The organism is Enterococcus sp. JNUCC 77 (genome assembly GCF_054819945.1).
Map to the genome: position 1 here is coordinate 2,571,101 of NZ_JBTHIG010000001.1, position 18,964 is coordinate 2,590,064.

The 18,964-nt window shown below is 36.4% G+C and carries 21 protein-coding genes; 2 read left to right on the forward strand and 19 right to left on the reverse strand.

All coding sequences use genetic code 11. The annotated features are described in order from the left end of the window. Positions 1–30 precede the first annotated feature (30 nt). The 8 genes from scrK to ACVWNY_RS12570 form a co-directional block, all read right to left on the reverse strand. Positions 31–909, reverse strand: a complete 879-nt coding sequence (gene scrK, locus ACVWNY_RS12535) for a fructokinase ScrK (RefSeq protein ID WP_438719168.1) — start codon at positions 907–909, stop codon at positions 31–33. 88 nt (positions 910–997) lie between these two features. Continuing rightward, positions 998–1,897, reverse strand: coding sequence for a ketose-bisphosphate aldolase (locus ACVWNY_RS12540; RefSeq protein ID WP_454071469.1), 900 nt, complete (start codon positions 1,895–1,897; stop codon positions 998–1,000). 13 nt (positions 1,898–1,910) lie between these two features. Beyond that, complete coding sequence (locus ACVWNY_RS12545; RefSeq protein WP_218327358.1) at positions 1,911–2,765, reverse strand: class II fructose-bisphosphate aldolase; 855 nt, start codon at positions 2,763–2,765, stop codon at positions 1,911–1,913. A 14-nt stretch (positions 2,766–2,779) separates the two neighbouring features. Further along, complete coding sequence (locus ACVWNY_RS12550; RefSeq protein WP_218327359.1) at positions 2,780–3,865, reverse strand: PTS fructose transporter subunit IIC; 1,086 nt, start codon at positions 3,863–3,865, stop codon at positions 2,780–2,782. Between the two features lie 19 nt (positions 3,866–3,884). After that, the gene (locus ACVWNY_RS12555) at positions 3,885–4,196 is read right to left on the reverse strand and encodes a PTS fructose transporter subunit IIB (protein ID WP_218327360.1); all 312 of its coding nucleotides are present in this window, start codon (positions 4,194–4,196) and stop codon (positions 3,885–3,887) included. 4 nt (positions 4,197–4,200) lie between these two features. Continuing rightward, a complete protein-coding gene (locus tag ACVWNY_RS12560) occupies positions 4,201–4,668 on the reverse strand; it encodes a PTS sugar transporter subunit IIA (RefSeq protein ID WP_218327361.1) in 468 nt (155 codons plus the stop codon). After that, a complete protein-coding gene (locus ACVWNY_RS12565; RefSeq protein WP_438719167.1) occupies positions 4,669–6,156 on the reverse strand; it encodes a BglG family transcription antiterminator in 1,488 nt (495 codons plus the stop codon). It lies immediately after the preceding gene. A gap of 262 nt (positions 6,157–6,418) precedes the next feature. After that, positions 6,419–6,796 (reverse strand): PTS sugar transporter subunit IIA, encoded by a 378-nt coding sequence (locus tag ACVWNY_RS12570; RefSeq protein WP_218327363.1) that lies wholly within the window; start codon positions 6,794–6,796, stop codon positions 6,419–6,421. 130 nt (positions 6,797–6,926) lie between these two features. Here ACVWNY_RS12570 and ACVWNY_RS12575 point away from each other — a divergent pair, with 130 nt between their 5' ends. After that, entirely contained in the window at positions 6,927–8,555 is a 1,629-nt protein-coding gene (locus tag ACVWNY_RS12575; protein ID WP_218327364.1) for an ABC-F family ATP-binding cassette domain-containing protein, read from the forward strand. 41 nt (positions 8,556–8,596) lie between these two features. On the opposite strand, the gene ACVWNY_RS12580 is transcribed toward ACVWNY_RS12575, so the two are convergent. Beyond that, positions 8,597–9,562, reverse strand: coding sequence for an AEC family transporter (locus ACVWNY_RS12580; RefSeq protein WP_218327365.1), 966 nt, complete (start codon positions 9,560–9,562; stop codon positions 8,597–8,599). 210 nt (positions 9,563–9,772) lie between these two features. Between ACVWNY_RS12580 and ACVWNY_RS12585 the strand changes: the two genes are divergently transcribed. After that, positions 9,773–10,654 carry a LysR family transcriptional regulator gene (locus ACVWNY_RS12585; RefSeq protein WP_218327366.1) on the forward strand — a complete coding sequence of 294 codons (882 nt, stop codon included), beginning with the start codon at positions 9,773–9,775 and terminating at the stop codon, positions 10,652–10,654. Positions 10,655–10,695: 41 nt separating this feature from the next. On the opposite strand, the gene ACVWNY_RS12590 is transcribed toward ACVWNY_RS12585, so the two are convergent. The 10 genes from ACVWNY_RS12590 to ACVWNY_RS12635 form a co-directional block, all read right to left on the reverse strand. Then, on the reverse strand, positions 10,696–10,887 hold the full coding sequence (locus ACVWNY_RS12590) for a hypothetical protein (protein WP_218327367.1): 192 nt from the start codon (positions 10,885–10,887) through the stop codon (positions 10,696–10,698). Then, positions 10,871–11,170 (reverse strand): helix-turn-helix domain-containing protein, encoded by a 300-nt coding sequence (locus tag ACVWNY_RS12595; RefSeq protein ID WP_218327368.1) that lies wholly within the window; start codon positions 11,168–11,170, stop codon positions 10,871–10,873. Before ACVWNY_RS12595 ends, ACVWNY_RS12590 begins: the two co-directional genes overlap by 17 nt. Before the next feature lie 306 nt (positions 11,171–11,476). Beyond that, positions 11,477–12,091, reverse strand: a complete 615-nt coding sequence (locus ACVWNY_RS12600; RefSeq protein WP_218327369.1) for an AAA family ATPase — start codon at positions 12,089–12,091, stop codon at positions 11,477–11,479. Further along, positions 12,091–12,957: a class II fructose-bisphosphate aldolase gene (locus tag ACVWNY_RS12605; protein ID WP_218327370.1), complete on the reverse strand. Its 867-nt coding sequence runs from the start codon at positions 12,955–12,957 to the stop codon at positions 12,091–12,093. The genes ACVWNY_RS12600 and ACVWNY_RS12605 overlap by 1 nt, the downstream gene beginning before the upstream one ends. 22 nt (positions 12,958–12,979) lie before the next feature. Then, positions 12,980–13,399, reverse strand: coding sequence for a tetratricopeptide repeat protein (locus ACVWNY_RS12610; RefSeq protein WP_454071471.1), 420 nt, complete (start codon positions 13,397–13,399; stop codon positions 12,980–12,982). Positions 13,400–13,415: 16 nt separating this feature from the next. Next, positions 13,416–14,699, reverse strand: a complete 1,284-nt coding sequence (locus ACVWNY_RS12615; RefSeq protein WP_218327372.1) for a PTS sugar transporter subunit IIC — start codon at positions 14,697–14,699, stop codon at positions 13,416–13,418. Between the two features lie 22 nt (positions 14,700–14,721). Then, entirely contained in the window at positions 14,722–15,030 is a 309-nt protein-coding gene (locus tag ACVWNY_RS12620) for a PTS sugar transporter subunit IIB (protein WP_218327373.1), read from the reverse strand. 22 nt (positions 15,031–15,052) lie between these two features. Next, entirely contained in the window at positions 15,053–17,128 is a 2,076-nt protein-coding gene (locus ACVWNY_RS12625; RefSeq protein WP_218327374.1) for a BglG family transcription antiterminator, read from the reverse strand. Positions 17,129–17,427: 299 nt separating this feature from the next. Then, complete coding sequence (locus tag ACVWNY_RS12630) at positions 17,428–18,294, reverse strand: DegV family protein (protein WP_218327375.1); 867 nt, start codon at positions 18,292–18,294, stop codon at positions 17,428–17,430. An 83-nt stretch (positions 18,295–18,377) separates the two neighbouring features. Continuing rightward, positions 18,378–18,923 carry a prolyl-tRNA synthetase associated domain-containing protein gene (locus tag ACVWNY_RS12635; protein ID WP_218327376.1) on the reverse strand — a complete coding sequence of 182 codons (546 nt, stop codon included), beginning with the start codon at positions 18,921–18,923 and terminating at the stop codon, positions 18,378–18,380. Positions 18,924–18,964: the final 41 nt, after the last annotated feature.

Sequence of the window (18,964 nt, forward strand, 5' to 3'; positions counted from 1 at the left end):
CTCGCCCATTAATTTGGACGGGCGATTTTTTTAATTGTGTAAAGCAGCTTCTTTCGCCATTGCAAAACAACCGACAGTGGCTGCATTATCTTCCAATGCTGGAAATACAATGTATTGTTCTAAAGCTGGTACTTCCACATAGTCATTAACTAATTTTGTGAAGGCTTGACGGACATTTTTCATCATTTGTTGTTGTTTCATCACGCCGCCGCCTAAAATAATTACTTCTGGACGTAATAGCAACGTCGTATTATAAACACATTGTGCCAAATAATAAGCTTCAATTTCCCAATAAGGATCATCAGCCGCTAAATCTTGACCTTTTTTCCCTAAACGTTTTTCAATGGCTGGGCCAGCTGCCATTCCTTCAAGACAATCTCCATGAAATGGACAAGCGCCAGCAAAATCATCTTCTGGATGGGGTTTGACTTGCATGTGGCCCATCTCAGGATGACTAAAGCCTTCAATCAAACGACCTTCTTGAATTGCGCCGCCGCCAACTCCGGTCCCAATCGTATAATAAACGGCACTATTTAAGCCTTTACCGCTACCCGCCACGTATTCACCATAAACAGCTGCATTTACATCGGTTGTCCAAGTCATTGGAACCGAGAAATGTTTTTTTAGTTCGCCGATAAAATCATAATGTTGCCAAGGAAGTTTTGGCGTAGAAGTGATATATCCGTAAGTCTTTGAATCTTTGTGAATATCAATCGGACCGAATGAACCAACGCCGATAGCTGCTAAGTCTGTTTGATGTTGCTGAAAAAAAGCAATCACATTTGGCATTGTTTCTTCAGGTGTTTCAGTTGGAAAGCTAACCCGTTCAATGATTTTAAAATTTTCATCACCAATGGCGCAGACAAATTTTGTCCCACCAGCTTCGATACTGCCATAAAATTTTGTCATCTCTTCACCTCATAGAAATCGTTTTATTTATGATATGGGAAAAAAAGCAGGCAGTCAACATAAGTTGTCAACTGCCTGTCTCAATTGTTTATTGTAAATCACTGCGCCATGGTTGTTGATTGGCTTCACGATATAGTTTTGCTTTACCAGTTGAGTTAAACAGTCCCATTTTTTGTGTGACTACTTCTTTGGCTGCATCAATACAATCTGGATAAATCGCATTCGGATCCCAAAGCTCTGTCGAAGCTAAGATTTCACGACATTTTTTGTAAAAAGCGTATTTGTAGTCGGAAGAGATATTAACTTTTTGAATACCAATTGCAACTGCTTTAGCAATTTCTTCATCTGGATTAGCAGACCCTCCGTGTAAAACTAATGGAATCGAAATTTTTTCTTTGATTTCTTCTAAAACATCCATTTTCAATTCTGGTTTTACATCTTTTGGATAGATTCCGTGAGCTGTACCGATTGCCACCGCTAAAGTGTCGATACCCGTTTCTTTTACAAAGATTTCAGCATCTTCTGGTTTAGTATAGACAACTTCACTCACGCCGCCTTCAACCGAAGTCCCGGTACTACCAATCGTACCTAATTCTCCTTCAACTGAAACATTTAACTTATGACAAACATCCACCACTTCTTTTGTCACAGCAATATTTTCTTCAAATGGTAATAATGACCCATCAATCATGACTGAGCTAAAACCACAATGAACCGCCCGCATGATACTTGCTAAGCTATCGCCATGATCCATGTGCACTACGAAAGGTACGCTAGAATTTTTTACTCGTGTCATCACATATTGGAAAAAGTCATCTTTAGTAAAATCCAATTCAGTTGGGTGAACGGCAATAATCGCTGGTGAATCGTTTGCTTCTGCTGCTTCCACTACAGTTCGGAAGAAGTTGCTATCTGCCACGTTGAAGGCTCCTACTGCAAAGTTGTTTTCTTGTGCGACGGTTAATAATTCTTTCATGTTTAATAACATATTTAATACGCTCCTATTTTGATTTATTTATTGACCCTGAAAGTCGAATATATTTTTTTACCATTTCTTTTCCGGCAGCCATACTTTGATGAACCAAGGCTGGGTAGTCTACTTTTTCCCCTTTAGCCAATTCTTCGGTTAAAAAGGCTGCTTGTGCTGCCATAAAATCTGAGCCGACATTGATTTTGTTAATCCCTAATTCAATAGATTTTTTGATATTTTCTTCACCAGCACCAGAACCACCATGTAACACGAGTGGTAAATTGGTTGCCGCTTTGATTTTTTCTACGATATCAAAACGAAATTCTGGCACGAAACCTTCTGGATAATCGCCGTGAGTAGAGCCATAAGATAAGGCGAGACAATCAACACCCGTTTCATTAATAAACTGGATGGCTTCATCTACATCAGTAAACATCTGATCGTTGGTCCAATTGTCACCAGCGACCGCTCCCATATTCCCAACTTCCGCTTCGACACTGGCATTATAAGTTTGAGCAAAGTCCACCATATTTTTAGTAATCCGAATATTTTCCGCTAAATCATACATGGAAGCATCCATCATTACACTGGAGAATCCTTCATGCAGACATTGCTTCACAAAAGCGACATCTTGTCCGTGGTCTAAATTAATCGCTACATCGACACTGGCTTTTTCTGCCATCCGTTTAATAGGCAAAGTTAAATATTCGTATCCTAGATGCATTTCCAGATGTTCTTGTAATAAATCAACGATAATCGGTGCCTGTAATTCTTCTGCTGCGTGAATCACGGCTTGAGCAGTTTCTAAATTGAAACAATTTATTGCCATGACTGCGTACTTTTCACGATTGGCTTTTTGCAACATTTCTCTCATTGAAACATACATGTTTTACTGTCCTCCTAAGAAAGAGTAATATCTGACAAGTCCATTTCTTCCTCTTCTTCTGCTTCGAACTGTTCTTCTTCGACCGGTTCTTTTTTCAGTACAAACAGGAGCACACCGGTAATTGCTGAACCAATTAATAATGCCAACATGAACAATAATGGATTAGTCATCGCTGGAACAATAAACAGTCCGCCGGAAGGAACAGGAGAACCAATGCCCCACATCATGCTTAATCCGCCACCTACAGCAGCACCGACAGTACAAGAGAAAATTACTCGTAATGGATCAACTGCGGCAATCGGAATAACGCCTTCTGTGATCATACAAATACCCATTGGAAAAGCGATTTTGATATTGTCTTCTTCGCCTTTAGAATATTTTTTCTTGCGGAATACTTTTGATAATACCCATGAAATTGTTACGCCAAACGGTGGGACCATTGATGCTAAAATTTTCACTGCTTCTGGTTCGAAAACACCTTCTAGTAATAAACCATCTGCAAATAATGAAGCGACTTTATTGACTGGTCCACCAAAGTCAAAGGCTGCCATGCCGCCTACAATAGCACCGAATAAGAAGCGGCCGCTACCTTGCAGACTATTTAAGAAATTGGTTAAAGCTACTGTCGCCCAGACAATCGGCACACCAATCACGAAATACATTAATAATCCCATAACTAAAGTTGATACTAATGGCACAATCATCATCGGCATTAAACCTTCTGCCCATTTTGGTACTTTCAAATTGTTGATGATGAATTTTACTAAGAAACCAACTAGATAACCACCTAGCATTCCACCTAAGAAACCTGCGCCGATACTGTTAGCAATCAAACCCATGAATAAACCTGGTCCAATCCCTGGTCGATCAGCAATTGAATAAGCAATCGCACCGGAAATAACTGGCGCCAATAATCCCATTCCTAGTACACCTAAAGAAACTAAGGCATCAGGAATTGAATAAGCTGCACTGTAATCTTCAATCACTGCCCCGCCAGTTAAATTCCCGATAGCGATTAATAGTCCGGCAGTAACAACGATTGGCAACATGTAGGAAATGGCTGTTAGGGCGTGCTTCTTCAACTCTAATTTTTTTAACATGTAACTTCCCCCTCATTATTTATGTGTTAACTAATTGTTCTACTTTTTTAATCAATCCTTGTGGTGCTTTAATCACTGTATTAGTGGGAACTTCTACAACTTTTTTTCCGTCAAAACGATTTTTTCCGCCAATTTTGATGTCAGCTGCGATAATGACTACATCTGCTTCTTTGATTTGCTCATTGGTCAATTCATTTTCAGTACCGATGGTTCCTTGTGTCTCGATGTGAATCTCATGCCCTAAAGCTTCACCTGCTTTAACTAATTTTTCCCGTGCAATATAGGTGTGGGCAATTCCTGATGTACATGCGGCAATTCCTACAATTTTCATAAACCTATTCCTCCTCTGCTGTTAATAGTTCAAAAATTTCATCACTCGATTGAGCATTTCTTAAATTGGTTAATAAATCTTCGTCAGCTAATAAAATCGCGACTTTTTGTAATAATTTAATATGAGTGGTGGTTTCATCTGTTTTTTTGACAGCAAACAGAATAACCACATTGACTGGTTCATCATCTAAGGATTCCCACTCGATGGGACTCTTAGTCGTTCCTACGGCGATGGTTGTGATTTTGACACCATCTGATTTTCCATGAGGAATCGCAATTCCATTACCTAAACCAGTGATGCCTTCTTTTTCCCTAGCTAAAACATCTTGGACAAAAGTTTCTTCATCTGATAAATAGCCTTGATCATGTAATCTTTTAGTTAATTCTCGAATGACTGCTTCTTTGTCAGTTCCTTCCAATCCAGTAATGATTAAATTCTTATTGACAACTTCTTTAATATCTAACGTATCCATTTATAACCCCTCCAATAATTTAGCGACATTTTCTTGGTCGCGCTGTGTAAACATGAAATTAACTAACAAACTTGGCACATTGCTTTTGTTATCCAAACTGACTGTCGTCAAAATAAAATCAAAGCTTTCTTTTCCCAGTTTTTCATAATTTTTCTTGTATTGATTTAATGACACTACATCGACAATATCTAAATCAGGAAAAGCTCTTTGGACCTTAATTTTTAATAATTCACTGGTACCAACGCCGCTACTGCACATGATTAAAACTCTCCGTTGGAATCTTTTCTTTTCTAAAATTTGGGCAAAATACAAAACCAAGAAACCGATTTCATCATCTGAGATATTTAAACTTTCAAATTCTGACGACAAATCATCCAAAGCTTTTTGCAAGGCCACATAGATTTCGCTATACTCTCGCCGAATATCTTGAATCAATTCATTTTTTACAATAATGCCGTTCTTACTGCGGTAAAGCATTAAGCGTAGATGTTCTAAAAAGCTGGCGTCATCAATAATTTCAATGAAGGAAAAATTCAATTCAGCTTTTAAATACTTGGCTAAGTGCAATGCCAGTATAGTCACTTCTTCCGATTCGTTCGTCATAGCTTGAGCGTTTTCGTTTGTGCTAACTCTTGAAGCCATAATATATTGAAATAAATAAAACACTTCGATCTCATCAATTTCAGCTACTAGATAGTCTTCAATTCGTTGAATGATTTTCTTGGCGATTTCAAATTTTTCTTGATTTTGTTGAATCAGGTTTTTTTCTTCCCCATCTAGTTCTGACAACTTACTGACTTCTGGATTGGCGACTTTACCTTTACGAAACCGTGACAACAAAATATAAATGTGAGAAAAAATATTGACATTATACGGATAAGGAATCGGGTTCCCCACCATTTTTTCAATGTATTCCAATAATGAAGTAATTAAATCCGCATCATAGGAGTTCATCGTCTCATCATTTACGACATAGGTTTCAGTTGTTAAAAAAGAACCCATTGAAATAAGTTTATAACTCAGATGACGAATTTCTTTTTCCGAACCAACTAACGAAACTAGATTGCGTTTTTTCTTTATTGCTAATTGATAAGGCTTAACTGTTTCCCGCATTTTTTCAATGTCTTTAATAATCAATTCATTTGAGACGAATTGTCCTTCATATAAAGTTTGAATATCCATGGGATGAGGCGATTTAAATAGCAACTCTAATAAGATCCGGTTACGACGCCCTTCAGCATTATCTTCTTGGGTATTTTCTTGTTCGTTGATTACTTTCAGATACCTTTTGTAATTTAACGACAACCCCTTACCTGTTTGTGTTTCAATCACTGGACCATTGCTACTTAGTTCATTGATTTTTTTTACTAGTCGATAGACAGTTTTAGTAGAAATTCTCAGATTGTCAGCAATTTCTTGCGCAGTTAAGATTTTTTTGGTTGAAAGAAAAATCTCGATCAAACTGCTCTCTTTTTTACTAAGCTGCATGTCAACCAACTCCTTAATTGAATTATAAGCTCAAATTTTAATCATAAATTTAAAAGACTGTCCTAATCTACGGACAAAAAAGATAACGCTTACAAAATATACAACTTTTAAATTTTGAACATATGACCTTTATGATAACAATTAATATTCGCAAAAAGTGCTGATTTTCAATATTTAAAAACAAACAAAAAAACAGCCGCTTATCATTTCAGATCAATGACTAAGCAGCTGATGGACGATTTATTTTTAAAATTATTTAAATTTACATTTTTCTAATACCGGTTTGGCTGTCACTTACTAATAATTCTGCTAACTCGCTACCAGTTTTTTTGCGGTTCATTAAAGCTTCCATTAACATCGGTAGATTCACGCCGGTAACTAAGTGTTGTCGTTCATCATCTACAACACACTGACTCACATAACGAAAGGGGGTGCCCCCAAAAATATCGACCAACCACAACAATTCATCATTACGCTCTAATGTTTCCTCGCCTAATTCGACAAAATGTTCTTTCATTCCAATCGTGCCAGGTGCCACAGAGATAGTGATGACATCCTCTTGGGTGCCAACGATCGATTCAGCTGTTTTTAATAATTCTTTGCCAAAATGATCATGGGTCGCCACAATTATACCAATCATTTTCCAACCTCCCTTACAGATAAGTCTAACTTATTTCTCAAGTAATCTCAAACATCCCTTGAAACTTCTTCATTTGGTAGCTATAATTCAAGGAGGCTTTACGCCAATACATAAAAAGCGAGGACAATCATTGATTACAGTAAGTGATGTCAGTTTACAATTTCCTGACCGTAAATTATTTGATGACGTAAATATTAAATTCACTCCCGGCAACTGCTACGGCCTAATCGGCGCAAATGGTGCAGGGAAGTCGACTTTTCTTAAAATTTTATCTGGAGAAATCCAACCTTCCACTGGTAACGTAACCTTAGGACCTAACGAACGGATGGCTGTCTTAAAGCAAAATCATTTTGACTTTGAAGACTACACTGTTTTACAAACAGTAATTATGGGCCATGAACGTCTTTACCAAGTGATGCAAGAAAAAGATGCCATTTATATGAAAGAAGATTTTTCTGACGAAGATGGGATTAAAGCTGCTGAACTTGAAGGCGAATTTGCTGAATTAGATGGCTGGGAAGCAGAACCAGAAGCGGCTGTCTTATTACAAGGGCTAAACATTCCAGAAGGATTACACCAACAAAAAATGAGTGAACTAACCGCCGGACAAAAAATCAAAGTCTTGCTGGCACAATCATTATTTGGTAAGCCTGATGTACTATTACTAGATGAGCCTACCAATGGTTTAGATATCCAATCTATCAATTGGTTGGAAGAATTTCTAATCAACTTTGACAATACCGTGATTGTCGTATCCCATGACCGTCACTTCTTGAACAAAGTGTGTACCCACATGGCTGACTTAGACTTTGGTAAAATTAAACTATATGTTGGGAACTACGATTTCTGGTTAGAATCTAGTCAATTAGCCGCAAAATTACAATCACAACAAAATGCTAAAAAAGAAGAACAAGTCAAAGAATTACAAGACTTTATCGCACGTTTTAGTGCCAATGCTTCAAAATCTAAACAAGCAACATCTCGTAAAAAAATGTTGGAAAAAATCACGATTGACGATATTCAGCCATCTTCTCGTCGTTATCCATTCGTGGCATTCAAGCCTGAACGTGAAATCGGCAATGATTTATTACAAGTAGACGATGTTAGCGTAACAATTGATGGCAAAAAGATTTTAGACAATATTTCATTTACCTTGAATAAAGACGATAAAGTTGCCTTTGTAGCTGAAAACGACTTAGTCACAACTACTTTATTCAAAGTAATCATGGGTGATTTAACACCTGACCGCGGTACCGTTCGTTGGGGCGTCACTACCAGTCAAGCGTATTTACCAAAAGATCCAAGTAAAGAATTCGACACAAACTTAACTATCTTAGATTGGTTACGTCAATATGCTTCTAAAGAAGAAGACGACAATACTTTCTTACGAAGTTTCTTAGGTCGGATGCTCTTTTCAGGTGATGAAGTATTGAAACCGGTCAATGTCTTATCCGGTGGTGAAAAAGTTCGTTGTATGCTATCAAAATTAATGTTAGCAAAATCAAATGTCTTGGTTTTAGATGATCCAACCAATCACTTGGATTTAGAATCCATTTCAGCATTGAATGATGGCTTGATGGCCTACAAAGGCTCATTATTATTTGCCTCTCATGACCATCAGTTCATTCAAACAATTGCTAATCGGATTATTGCTATTTCTGACAGTGGATTAGTCGATCGCGCCGAAACCACTTATGATGAATTCTTAGAAAATCCTGACGTACAACAAAAAATGAAACATTTATTTACTGGAAACTAAAAAAAAGGAAGTCGCTTAAATCAAGCGACTTCCTTTTTAGATTAAATAAATTGAATAATTTGCATTAAGATTGGTACCACGACCACGAATAAAATCGTTGAAGTTGTAACTAAATTAGTTGCATATTTTACATCGCCATGGGCTTCATTAGCTAAAATAGGCAAGACCGCTAACATCGGTGTAGCTGATTGAACAATCAAGGTTTGACGTAATAATGGTGCTAAATCTGCGCCAAACAAATTACTACCTATAGTAATCAATAAAATGACCGCAGCTGGCGCAATCACAAAACGACCGATCAAAGCAACGACCGTATCACGATCAAACTTAATACTCTTCAAACCAGCATCATATAAAACAATCCCGATATAAAGTAGTGATAATGGTGTCACGATGCCACCCACATAACTCAAGGTATTGTTAATAAAATCTGGCACTGGAATACTTAATAGTAAGAAAACTAGCGCAACAATAAAACCTAATAATGGTGGTGGCAATAATTTTTTCCAATTTAATTTGGCTTTTGGTCCACCTTTTACTTTTGTCGGATCATCATTGGAAATCAAGAAGACGCCAAATGCCCAAGTGGATATAGTATTGGTGACATAATAAACTAAGAAATAAGGTAAGGCTTTATCACCAAACAATGCCATATTTAACGGCAAACCAATAAAAATTGTATTGGCGTTAGCGATAGCATTCATAAATATACCACGACGTCCAGGGCGTATCTTTAACACTTTGACTAAGATGTAAGCAATGATATAGGAAATAATTACACCGCCGACAGGATAAATCAGGCTACCTGATAGGGAAATTAAACTGTCTTTTGTCAAATTTTTTAAAACTGACACAAAAATTGATGCCGGCAAAGCTACTTTCGTAATTAATGACGAAATACTTTTACCAAAACTTTCATCAAACCAACCTTGACGCTTTAAGATATAACCTAAAGCAATCATTAATATAATACTAATAACACTTTCAATCGATTGAAAGAAAACCATGATTCACTCCTCCTAATATCCACTTCTCGATAAAAACCTTTCGCTTAATATGACGGTATCATTTTCAGCTTGTTTTGGCTTTTTTGCTGTTTATATCCGTTCGTTAAGTGCACAGTTATTCTAGTCGTAATTTGTTAATATAGTCAAAACATAGAAGTATGATAAACTATTTTTATATGAGTAACGGAACATTTTAAGAGGAGCTTTTCTATGAATTTAAAAGATTTAGAATATTTTCAACGCCTTGTAAAAGAGCGTAATTATACAAAGGTCGCAGAAGCCTTTAAAGTAAGTCAACCCACTGTTACCTACGCCGTACAACGATTAGAAGAGATTTTTGGGACGAAATTAATTTACCGTGATCAAAGTCATAAGCAGCTGACCATTACACCTGCTGGTCAAATATTGTCACAACATATCAGCACAATCCTACATGAGCTTTATGTTGCCAGTACGGAAATTAATCGTTTAAAAGACGAGAAGATCGCCTTTGGTTTACCCCCTATTATTGGTAACTATTATTTTCCTAAATTATCAACGCAGCTTTTTGAACACGATTTAATGAATCAGATTAATTTAGTGGATGCTGGTTCAATTGACTTGGTTACCATGTTACAACGAGGAAAAATTGACTTAGCCTTATTGGGCTCAATCTCTCCTATTCGTGATCATCAGTTAAATAGCCATTTACTAATCGAAAAGAATTTTATGATTGTTGTTAGTCCACAACATCCACTGGCGCAACGAAAAAGTGTTGCTTTTGCTGAATTAAAAGCTGAAAACTTTGTCATCTTAAATGAACATTATGTCCATCCAGAAGCCTTTAAGATGATGGCTCAACAAGCCGGTTTCGAACCAACTATTATCTATCAAAATAACAATCTGAATATATTAAAAGGCATGATTCGTGAGCAAGTCGGGATCGGTTTTCTGACCGAAATCGCAGTCAACGAGGAAGACCATTTAGTTTGTCTGCCGATCGAAGACACACCGCAGCCGCATTTTTTGATTTCATTGGTTCAACGAGATACGGCTACCAGTTCAAGTATCAGACAAGAATTAATTGGATTGATTAACCAATTAGCGCTTTAAAAAAAGCATGTACCGGAAAAAAATTCACCGGTACATGCTTTTTAATTTTGCTTGGCTAAGCGCCAACGATAGACATGAGCCAACAGTAAAAAAATAAACGGAATACTACATGAGATCCAAAGCCACGGAGGAACATAACCAACAGGCGGTGCCATACCGCCGCCTGCTAAAGCCAGTAACGCTACCCCGCAAAGATTATACAAAACAGCAATCATTCTATTGATTTTCACCATCTTTTTCTACTCCCCTCTTTGCCGGAAGCCCATAACTTTTTCGAAAATTATCCGCACCCATTAAATAATCAAAAAAGCTAGGTTTTCCTTGACCAAGTAACACATCCACTTTTTTTCCATATAATTGACTTAAACGACTTAACTGATCTAGATCAGGATAGCTTTTATCTAATTCCCACTTGGAAATGGTCTGAGGGGTCACGTGTAATTTTTCAGCCACTTCTTTTTGGGTAAGCTGTTTTTGCTGACGATAATATTTTAGCTGTTCTCCAATTCGAATCATTTACGGCCACCTCTTTTATTTTATTATAGCAAGCTTGTTTATTCATTTACTATAAAATGTGGGTAACTATTTTGTTGACGGGCACTTTTCCAACTCAACGGTGAGTTGAATCGTTGCTAAATCAAGAGTAAATGATCAGATGCGTCATAAAAGATTTACGGAATTTTTCTTACTTTCTTACCCGACTCAACAAATCAAAAAATCAGTTGCGTGTCATTGAATATGGTGATTTTTTTCTTTAGACAAAAAAACTGTAGACATCTTCCTTTTTTGAAGATGGTCTACAGTCTAGATTAGTTTAAGAATTTATCTTTGATTGATTCGTTCAGCCAATTCAATTAAAAAAGAATCATAGTCAACTTTAGAAAAATCAGATACATCGAATTCATACAAGTCACCTAATTGAAAATGATTGTATCCTCTATTTTCGATGACTTGCTTAAACTCTTCTTCGGTAATTAAACTATCAGCTGCTGTTCGATTAATTAATTCATCGCCAAAATGATACTGGCTCATGATATGACTTAAATGACGATCATTTTCGACATCACGGACTTTACGTCTCTGCCATAGAATATCAAAGTCCGCAATCAGACGAATCGTAATGATTTGATAGTCATGTTTTTCGGCTAAGTGAGTTAGCCGATCGGCTTGTTTATAGCTGAAGGGATATTCTGATACAATGACCCGTTTTCCTGCTTCCATATATAAATCTAATACACCATAATAAAATTTCCACACGTGTTTTTCTAATTGAGCTTTTTCAGCCAGGTTATCAAATCCGACTGAATCAGCTAAAATTTCTTTGCCTTCATCAGGTGTAATGACAAATGGATCAGGAATAACTTCTTTGATTCGATCGATTAAATAAGTCTTACCCGTTGCTGGGCTACCTGCGATTAAAATCAAATATTTTTTCATTAGATTGTTTGTTTGATGGGACTTTCTACATTCATAAATAAGCCAATTTTGTGTTTCACAATATTTTTTACGGCGATATTCGCAGGGATAACATTATGCCGTAGAGATTTATTGACTTCTGTTTCACCAAATGAATCTTTGGCTGTTTTTGTCCAATTTACTAATAACTCTGTACCGACGTTAAATTTACGGATACCGTTATTAATTAATTCTGGATAATCTTCTTCTTTTACACCGGTACCGCCATGAATAACCAATGGACAATCAACTACGGCATGAATTTCTTTCAATAATGGAATATTGACTTCGGTTTTTGATTTAAATTGACCGTGGTTAGTTCCAATCGCGATAGCCAATGCATCTACGTCAGTGGCTTTAACAAATTCTACCGCATCTTCAGGACGAGTATAAACTTTATCATCTTCAGCAACAGAAATACCTTCTTCGGTGCCACCAATTGTTCCTAACTCACCTTCGACTGACACACCACGGGGATGCGCATATTCCACTACTGCTTGGGTTTTCGCAATATTTTCTTTAAATGGTAAGTGAGAACCGTCATACATGACACTTGAATAACCAGCATCAATTGCCGCCTTGATTTCATTAAAATCTCGGGCATGGTCTAAGTGTAAGACCACATCTACCATCTCATCCTCAGCAATTTCTTTAACGACCGCAACTAACACTTTGTAGCCAATGTATTTAGCTGTATCGATACTTGTTTGAATAATAATTGGTGCCCCCATTTCTTTTGCGGCACGAATCATTTCTGGCAACATTTCTAAATTATGAGTATTAAAAGCCCCAATAGTCATATTTAACGCTTCTGCTGTCTCAGTTACTTGTTTTAAATTCTTATACATATCATCATTACCTTCTTCTTTTTTATTTTCCGCCAACGGTTACTTTTTTAGCGATTTGGCGCATGTCATCCATTTTGTTCATATATTTTTCAATGCCTTCGTCGTCACCATTTCTAGCAGCTTCTGCTCTTTTGGCATTGTATAAACTCATTAATTTCTTGTAGCCATCACCAATACTTAATTTCAAGTCCAAACTTTTTTCTAAAGCAAGGATGGCTTCGTCAACTTGACTTAATTTTTCATAAGCCAAACCTAATGATTCATAAAGTTTCGCTAATTCAGCATCTTGCAAAGGATCAGCGGCTTCAAGTTCTTTGACTTGAATCTTGATTCTTTCAATTTGATCTTTCAGCTGCTCCTGTTCTGTTTCAGAAAGTTGTGGTTCTTCTGGGACTGATTTAGCAGGCTGTTTTTCTTTATTTTTTTTCAAAAAGCCAAACATCGAATCTCTCCTTTAATTAGAACATTTTTAGTAACGGGCTAAAGATCCAAGCATATAGTAATGCGGCTGCCACTGTATCAACATCGGTTGCGGTGGCATTAATGAAGCCCATGCTATTGAAAATTCCGACTAGTAATGCTGGCAGTAAGGTAATGAAGAACCCATGGGCAATCCCACCAATAATTGCGCCACGACGACCACCGATTTCATTCCCAAATATCCCAGCAGTACCGCCGGCAAAGAAGTTGGTTAACATACCAGGTAGAATCATTGCTAAGCCAAACATCGGTAAAACAAACATGGCAATCACGGTTCCGATGGTTGTCGTAATAAAGCCTAAAATAACTGAGTTCGGTGCGTATGGGAAAAAGACAGGACAATCTAACGCTGGAATCGCATTTGGCACTAATTTCATAGCAATTCCGCGGAATGCTGGAACGATTTCACCTAACAATAAGCGGACACCAGCAAGTAATACATAGACACCCACAACAAATTGAATCGCTTGCAAGAATGCAAACATCAAATAATTTTGCGCGCCATGGTCACCAACACCAGGACCGGCAAAGGCAGCCGTAATAATGTATAGTGGCACCATTACCACCATCACAGATAGATACGTATCTTGTAAAAATTCAAATGAAGAAGGTAATTTTAAATCTTCAGCTGATTTTTTATTTTCACCTTTTTGACCAAAAATATAAGCGACACCGGCTTCAAACAAGTAACCAATCGTACAAAAATGACCTAAAGCAATATCGTTAGAACCAGTTACACGGCGAATAATTGGTTGGGCAATCGCTGGCATAGCAACTGCGAAAACGGCACCGATAAAACCACCGACTAAAATTAGCGCAATCCCTCGCAAACCTGCAAAGTATCCAAAAACAGTCGTCATGGTAGCCATCCATAAAATGGCTTGCCCGGTTAAGAAAATGTATTTCCACTTAGTGAAACGAGCAATTAAAATATTAAAAACAAAAATTGCTAAAAATGTTAAGGCGATATCGCGACCTAAACCTAGCTCGTTCATGGCTTGACCATTAATGGCTTCAATCGATGGGACAATCCCTTGCATCTTGAAACCTTCTTGGAAAATTTCACCAAAATAAGTTAAACTTCCGACAATAATACTAGAACCTGCACTTAAAACCTGGAAACCAAGCAACGTCTTCAATGTACCTGAAATAATTTGACCGACTGATTTCTTTTGTAACACCAGACCAAGCATGGCGATTAATGCAATCGTAATCGATGCCTGTGTCAAAATATTTTCAATAATAAAAGTTATAACGCCCATTATTACTCCCCCTCAATTTAAATTAGATAGCGCCTTTTGCTTCTAAAACTGGAATTAATTTTTCTTCAATCTCTGCTTTAGAAACAATATTTTTTAAGAAGACAACAGCTGTCTTGCTTTCATCAATTGAAAATTTTTCAAATTGTGATTGGAAATTAGTTGCTGTAATAATCACATCTGGTTGAACCGACGCTGCCGTTGAAATATCCACGTGATCTAATTTTGCATTAACACCTCTTGCATTTAATACATCCTCAGCTGCCATTTGAGCCGCAAAACTACTTCCTAAACCTGCACCACATACGAATAAAATACTGACTTGTTTACCCATTTTTTTCTCTCCATTCTATTTTTTATTGAAATAATGTATCTTTAAAAGCATCAACTGAGTCCAATTGACACAAATAATCTAGTTTTTCTTCGTCATTGATTAAAGCAATCAGATTTTTCATAATGTTTAAATGAGAGTATGAATCGACTGCTGCTAAACAAAAAATGATTTTTACTGGATCGTTGTCGGGATTGCCAAAAACAATCGGTTCTTTTAAGGTCGCGACACTCACCCCTAATTTATTTACGCCATCTTCTGGTCGCGCATGAGCCAGTGCCAGATGCTTTCCGATCACAATGTAAGGCCCATATTGTTTGACTGAATCAATCATGGCGGTCACATAATTTTCTTCAATCACCTTTTCTTTTAATAAAGGTTCTGACACTCGTTGAATAGCCATTTGCCAATCATCCACTTGTTGGTTTAATAAGATATGACTGTCTTTTAAGACATCCTCTAACATAGGCTGAATCTCCTTCTTGTTTATAGTTAAATTATTTTTATCAAATGTGTTTTCCAGCTGACTATAAATCTCACCTGTGATACTGCCACCACTGGCTTCAATAATATTTATCAGTGAATAAAACATCTCAGTTGCATCAGCCGTATTGTTTACCAAACGTCGTAAACTGGCATGTTGTTGTAAAAAATCAATTATTCGTTGTTTATCTTTTTCGCGGATAATAGGATTGACTTCTAACAATGGACGATTCTGATAATTAAGTGCCACGGATGAAAAAACTAAATCAACATCCAACTTATCAATTAATTCAGTCTCACGAGAACTCAATATTGCCAAAACCTCAATATTAAACAGCTCTTTAAGATTTTCAGCTAGTAATTTTCCCGTCGCTACGCCATGATTACAAACCACGACTGCTTTGTAGATATAATGCAAATCTTGATTGATTGCACTAACCGAAGTGGAAAAATGAATAGTTAGAAAAGCTACTTCATCATCACTAACCTTTTTTTCACCCCACCATTGATTTTTTTTCATGAAATTTTGAATGGCTTGATAAATTCCAAAATAATTTTTCTTGATATTCTCTTTTAAAGGATTCACAATTTGAATCTGACTTTTTACACGATTGATTAATCCGGCAATGTGTTTGTACAATCCTTCTTGCAAAACTTCTTCTTTGCGAGTAAAGGGAATTTTTGTTTCATTTTCCACATATTCAATCAATTGAATCGATAGTAATTGTGCTTGCACCCATTCGATTGAATTATTCATGTCCCGAGAATTAAAGGTATTTAGCATAAAGACAATGTACTTAATCTCAATTTCGGGGGGTTGAATTTGAAAAGTCTCACAAACAGCGTTGACAAAATTTCTCATGTCGCCTGTCGGTACATCCGCCGTCTCCCAAGCAGTACTAGCAATTAAATCTTGCCGCATATAGCGACTTAACCAAACAGCTGTGAAAATAATTAGCTGATTGCGATAAATATCATCCTCCACAAAAGAGACGGTTTGTATGTAGAGATCATCTAGCTTTTTTAACAAATGATTGGAAATATATTTATCTAATAGCAACCGATTAAGTGAGGCTTTTTTATCGATATTGGTTAAATTAAGCACTCCGACAGTTCGATTAATCACGTCATAAATCATGGTGCGAACCGAACGCTCGGCACCTCTTAAGACAATCCCTTGCTTAGGAACACTCATGACTTCGATTCCATATTCTTCCAGTTCACTTCGAACACGCCGCATATCTTCGTCCAAAGTGCTTTTAGAAATCTGATATTCCTCTTCCTTTTGGTATAAAAAAGTATTTTCCTGACCTAAAGTGAAAGTTAAAATCAAATCAAAAATGCGATTTTCTCTTTCAAGATATTCATTTTCGCTGGCTTCTTTTAAATATATTCCTAGTTGATTTCGTTCTTCTTTAGACAATGAAAGTTGATAACCCTTTTGACGAATACTTTTGATTTCAGATATTTTTTTCTCTTTTAAAAATTGATTGATTTCTTTTAATTCATTCCGAATAGTTCTGATGCTTACCTTGAAATCTTTTTCCAAACTGGTTAATTCTAAAGGATAGTCTGAAGCAATAAATACTGACAAAATTGAAAGTGTTCTTTCTTTCATGGCGTCATCCCCTTGTCTGACCATATTATATAGCCGTTATATATTCCTTGATAAGTAGATATGTTTGCACTTTATTTTTGCAAAAATGTAAGCGCTACACTTAAAATGCGTCAATTAATAACATAAACATATATAGATTTTACTATTTATATCAACTTAAATACTTTTAAAAAAACGCTTAAAAAAATAGAAAAACCTATTTTATTGAAGCGTATGCTTTTATTAATCAATGTCATTTTTTTAGTTTGTTATTTTTAGACAAAAAAATAAGCAGCCATCGCTGGCTGCTTGATTCTTTTTTAAACTCTTTCGACGCCTCGTGTAAAGACGGCGATACATCCTAATCCAGTATGACTGGCAATTGTTGTCCCTAGTGGAAATATCTGAACTTCTTTCACCGAGATTTTTTCTTCGATCATTTCTTTCAAGGTTAAAGCATCTTCCATCGCATCACTATTCGTAATAAAAATAGATTGTTCAGTCGAATTTTCAGTTGTTGAAATAATTTTGTCAGCTAAAAATTGTAACGCTTTTTTTCTACCACGAATTTTTTCTAAAGTACGTAATTTTCCTTCAGTATCAACATCGATGATTGGTTTCACGTGTAACAATCCACCAATTGCAGCACTGGTTTTTGAAATTCTACCGCCTCTTTGCAAGTGATTTAAATCATCCACCGTTACCCAATGTTGATAACGCAATCGGTTTTCTTTTAGCCAACTTAACAAATCTGATAGAGTCATTCCTGCTTGTTTTTTTTGGGCAGCTTCATAAACCATTAAACCTTGTCCACCGCTAGCTGCTAAAGTATCAAATACATGAATTTCCGCCTCGGGGAAATCTTCTTTAACAATTTCCACAGCTTGCAGCGCACTCTGATAAGAGCCGCTCATTCCAGAAGTAAAACATAAATACAAAATTGGCATCTTCATTTCTGCATATTTCTTGAAAAATTCCACATAACGGCCAACGTTTACTTGTGAGGTTGTCGGCATTGCGCCGTTTCTGATTTCTTCGTAAAAATCCTGAATCTTAAATGTCTTACCTAGATCATCGGCAAATTCTTCACCATTTATGCTGACATACATTGAAATAAAATCAACGTGATGTTCATTCAATATCTCATAAGGAATATCACAACATGAATCAGTTAATAATTGATACATTTTTTCCCCTCCCACTTTTTAACTATCTCTATTTTACTCGATAATTAACAGGATTGGAAAATATTACGCTAAAAAACTTTATTTCATTTATTAAGTTCAATTATTTTAACTTTATTTTTAATTGATGGTAAATATTTTGCTAAAATATCTTGGGTATCTATTTTTAAATAATTTGTTGTTGTACCATCACTACAGCCATAAAAAGTTTGGTGAGTCACTTCTTCATCTATAATAATTTGCACATTCTTAGCAGAGTCCAATAAGCCACTGAAAATTGTTGCGGCACCTATTTTAGTCCCCAATATTTCCTCCATCAAATCAATACTAGCAAACGACACCCGTGCCACACCCAAAGCCTGACTAAATTCTTTAGCTTTAAAGGGTTTTTCACCAGTAGTCACTAATAAGTAAAATGACGTTTTCTGACGATTCGTTAAAAATAGTGTCTTCACCATCTCCATCGATAATTTTTGATTAATTACCTGACAATCTGACATCGTAATCGCTTCATCAGTTTCCACTCGTTCAAAAGGAATCGCTAATTTTTTCAAATTTTGATAAGTTTCTCTCTGTAGTTCCGTCAAAAATTTTTGTGGGGCTTCCTTTGTTATCTCGCTTACATAAAACATTTCTTCACTCTTTTCTTGTTACTAAGATAAAAACACGTTAA

Excerpts from the sequence above, each read along its gene's own strand:
- scrK (WP_438719168.1), bottom strand. The coding sequence starts at position 909 with ATGACAAAATTTTATGGCAGTATCGAAGCTGGTGGGACAAAATTTGTC.
- ACVWNY_RS12540 (WP_454071469.1), bottom strand. The coding sequence starts at position 1,897 with ATGTTATTAAACATGAAAGAATTATTAACCGTCGCACAAGAAAACAAC.
- ACVWNY_RS12545 (WP_218327358.1), bottom strand. The coding sequence starts at position 2,765 with ATGTATGTTTCAATGAGAGAAATGTTGCAAAAAGCCAATCGTGAAAAG.
- ACVWNY_RS12550 (WP_218327359.1), bottom strand. The coding sequence starts at position 3,865 with ATGTTAAAAAAATTAGAGTTGAAGAAGCACGCCCTAACAGCCATTTCC.
- ACVWNY_RS12555 (WP_218327360.1), bottom strand. The coding sequence starts at position 4,196 with ATGAAAATTGTAGGAATTGCCGCATGTACATCAGGAATTGCCCACACC.
- ACVWNY_RS12560 (WP_218327361.1), bottom strand. The coding sequence starts at position 4,668 with ATGGATACGTTAGATATTAAAGAAGTTGTCAATAAGAATTTAATCATT.
- ACVWNY_RS12565 (WP_438719167.1), bottom strand. The coding sequence starts at position 6,156 with ATGCAGCTTAGTAAAAAAGAGAGCAGTTTGATCGAGATTTTTCTTTCA.
- ACVWNY_RS12570 (WP_218327363.1), bottom strand. The coding sequence starts at position 6,796 with ATGATTGGTATAATTGTGGCGACCCATGATCATTTTGGCAAAGAATTA.
- ACVWNY_RS12580 (WP_218327365.1), bottom strand. The coding sequence starts at position 9,562 with ATGGTTTTCTTTCAATCGATTGAAAGTGTTATTAGTATTATATTAATG.
- ACVWNY_RS12585 (WP_218327366.1), top strand. The coding sequence starts at position 9,773 with ATGAATTTAAAAGATTTAGAATATTTTCAACGCCTTGTAAAAGAGCGT.
- ACVWNY_RS12590 (WP_218327367.1), bottom strand. The coding sequence starts at position 10,887 with ATGGTGAAAATCAATAGAATGATTGCTGTTTTGTATAATCTTTGCGGG.
- ACVWNY_RS12595 (WP_218327368.1), bottom strand. The coding sequence starts at position 11,170 with ATGATTCGAATTGGAGAACAGCTAAAATATTATCGTCAGCAAAAACAG.
- ACVWNY_RS12600 (WP_218327369.1), bottom strand. The coding sequence starts at position 12,091 with ATGAAAAAATATTTGATTTTAATCGCAGGTAGCCCAGCAACGGGTAAG.
- ACVWNY_RS12605 (WP_218327370.1), bottom strand. The coding sequence starts at position 12,957 with ATGTATAAGAATTTAAAACAAGTAACTGAGACAGCAGAAGCGTTAAAT.
- ACVWNY_RS12610 (WP_454071471.1), bottom strand. The coding sequence starts at position 13,399 with ATGTTTGGCTTTTTGAAAAAAAATAAAGAAAAACAGCCTGCTAAATCA.
- ACVWNY_RS12615 (WP_218327372.1), bottom strand. The coding sequence starts at position 14,699 with ATGGGCGTTATAACTTTTATTATTGAAAATATTTTGACACAGGCATCG.
- ACVWNY_RS12620 (WP_218327373.1), bottom strand. The coding sequence starts at position 15,030 with ATGGGTAAACAAGTCAGTATTTTATTCGTATGTGGTGCAGGTTTAGGA.
- ACVWNY_RS12625 (WP_218327374.1), bottom strand. The coding sequence starts at position 17,128 with ATGAAAGAAAGAACACTTTCAATTTTGTCAGTATTTATTGCTTCAGAC.
- ACVWNY_RS12630 (WP_218327375.1), bottom strand. The coding sequence starts at position 18,294 with ATGTATCAATTATTAACTGATTCATGTTGTGATATTCCTTATGAGATA.
- ACVWNY_RS12635 (WP_218327376.1), bottom strand. The coding sequence starts at position 18,923 with ATGTTTTATGTAAGCGAGATAACAAAGGAAGCCCCACAAAAATTTTTG.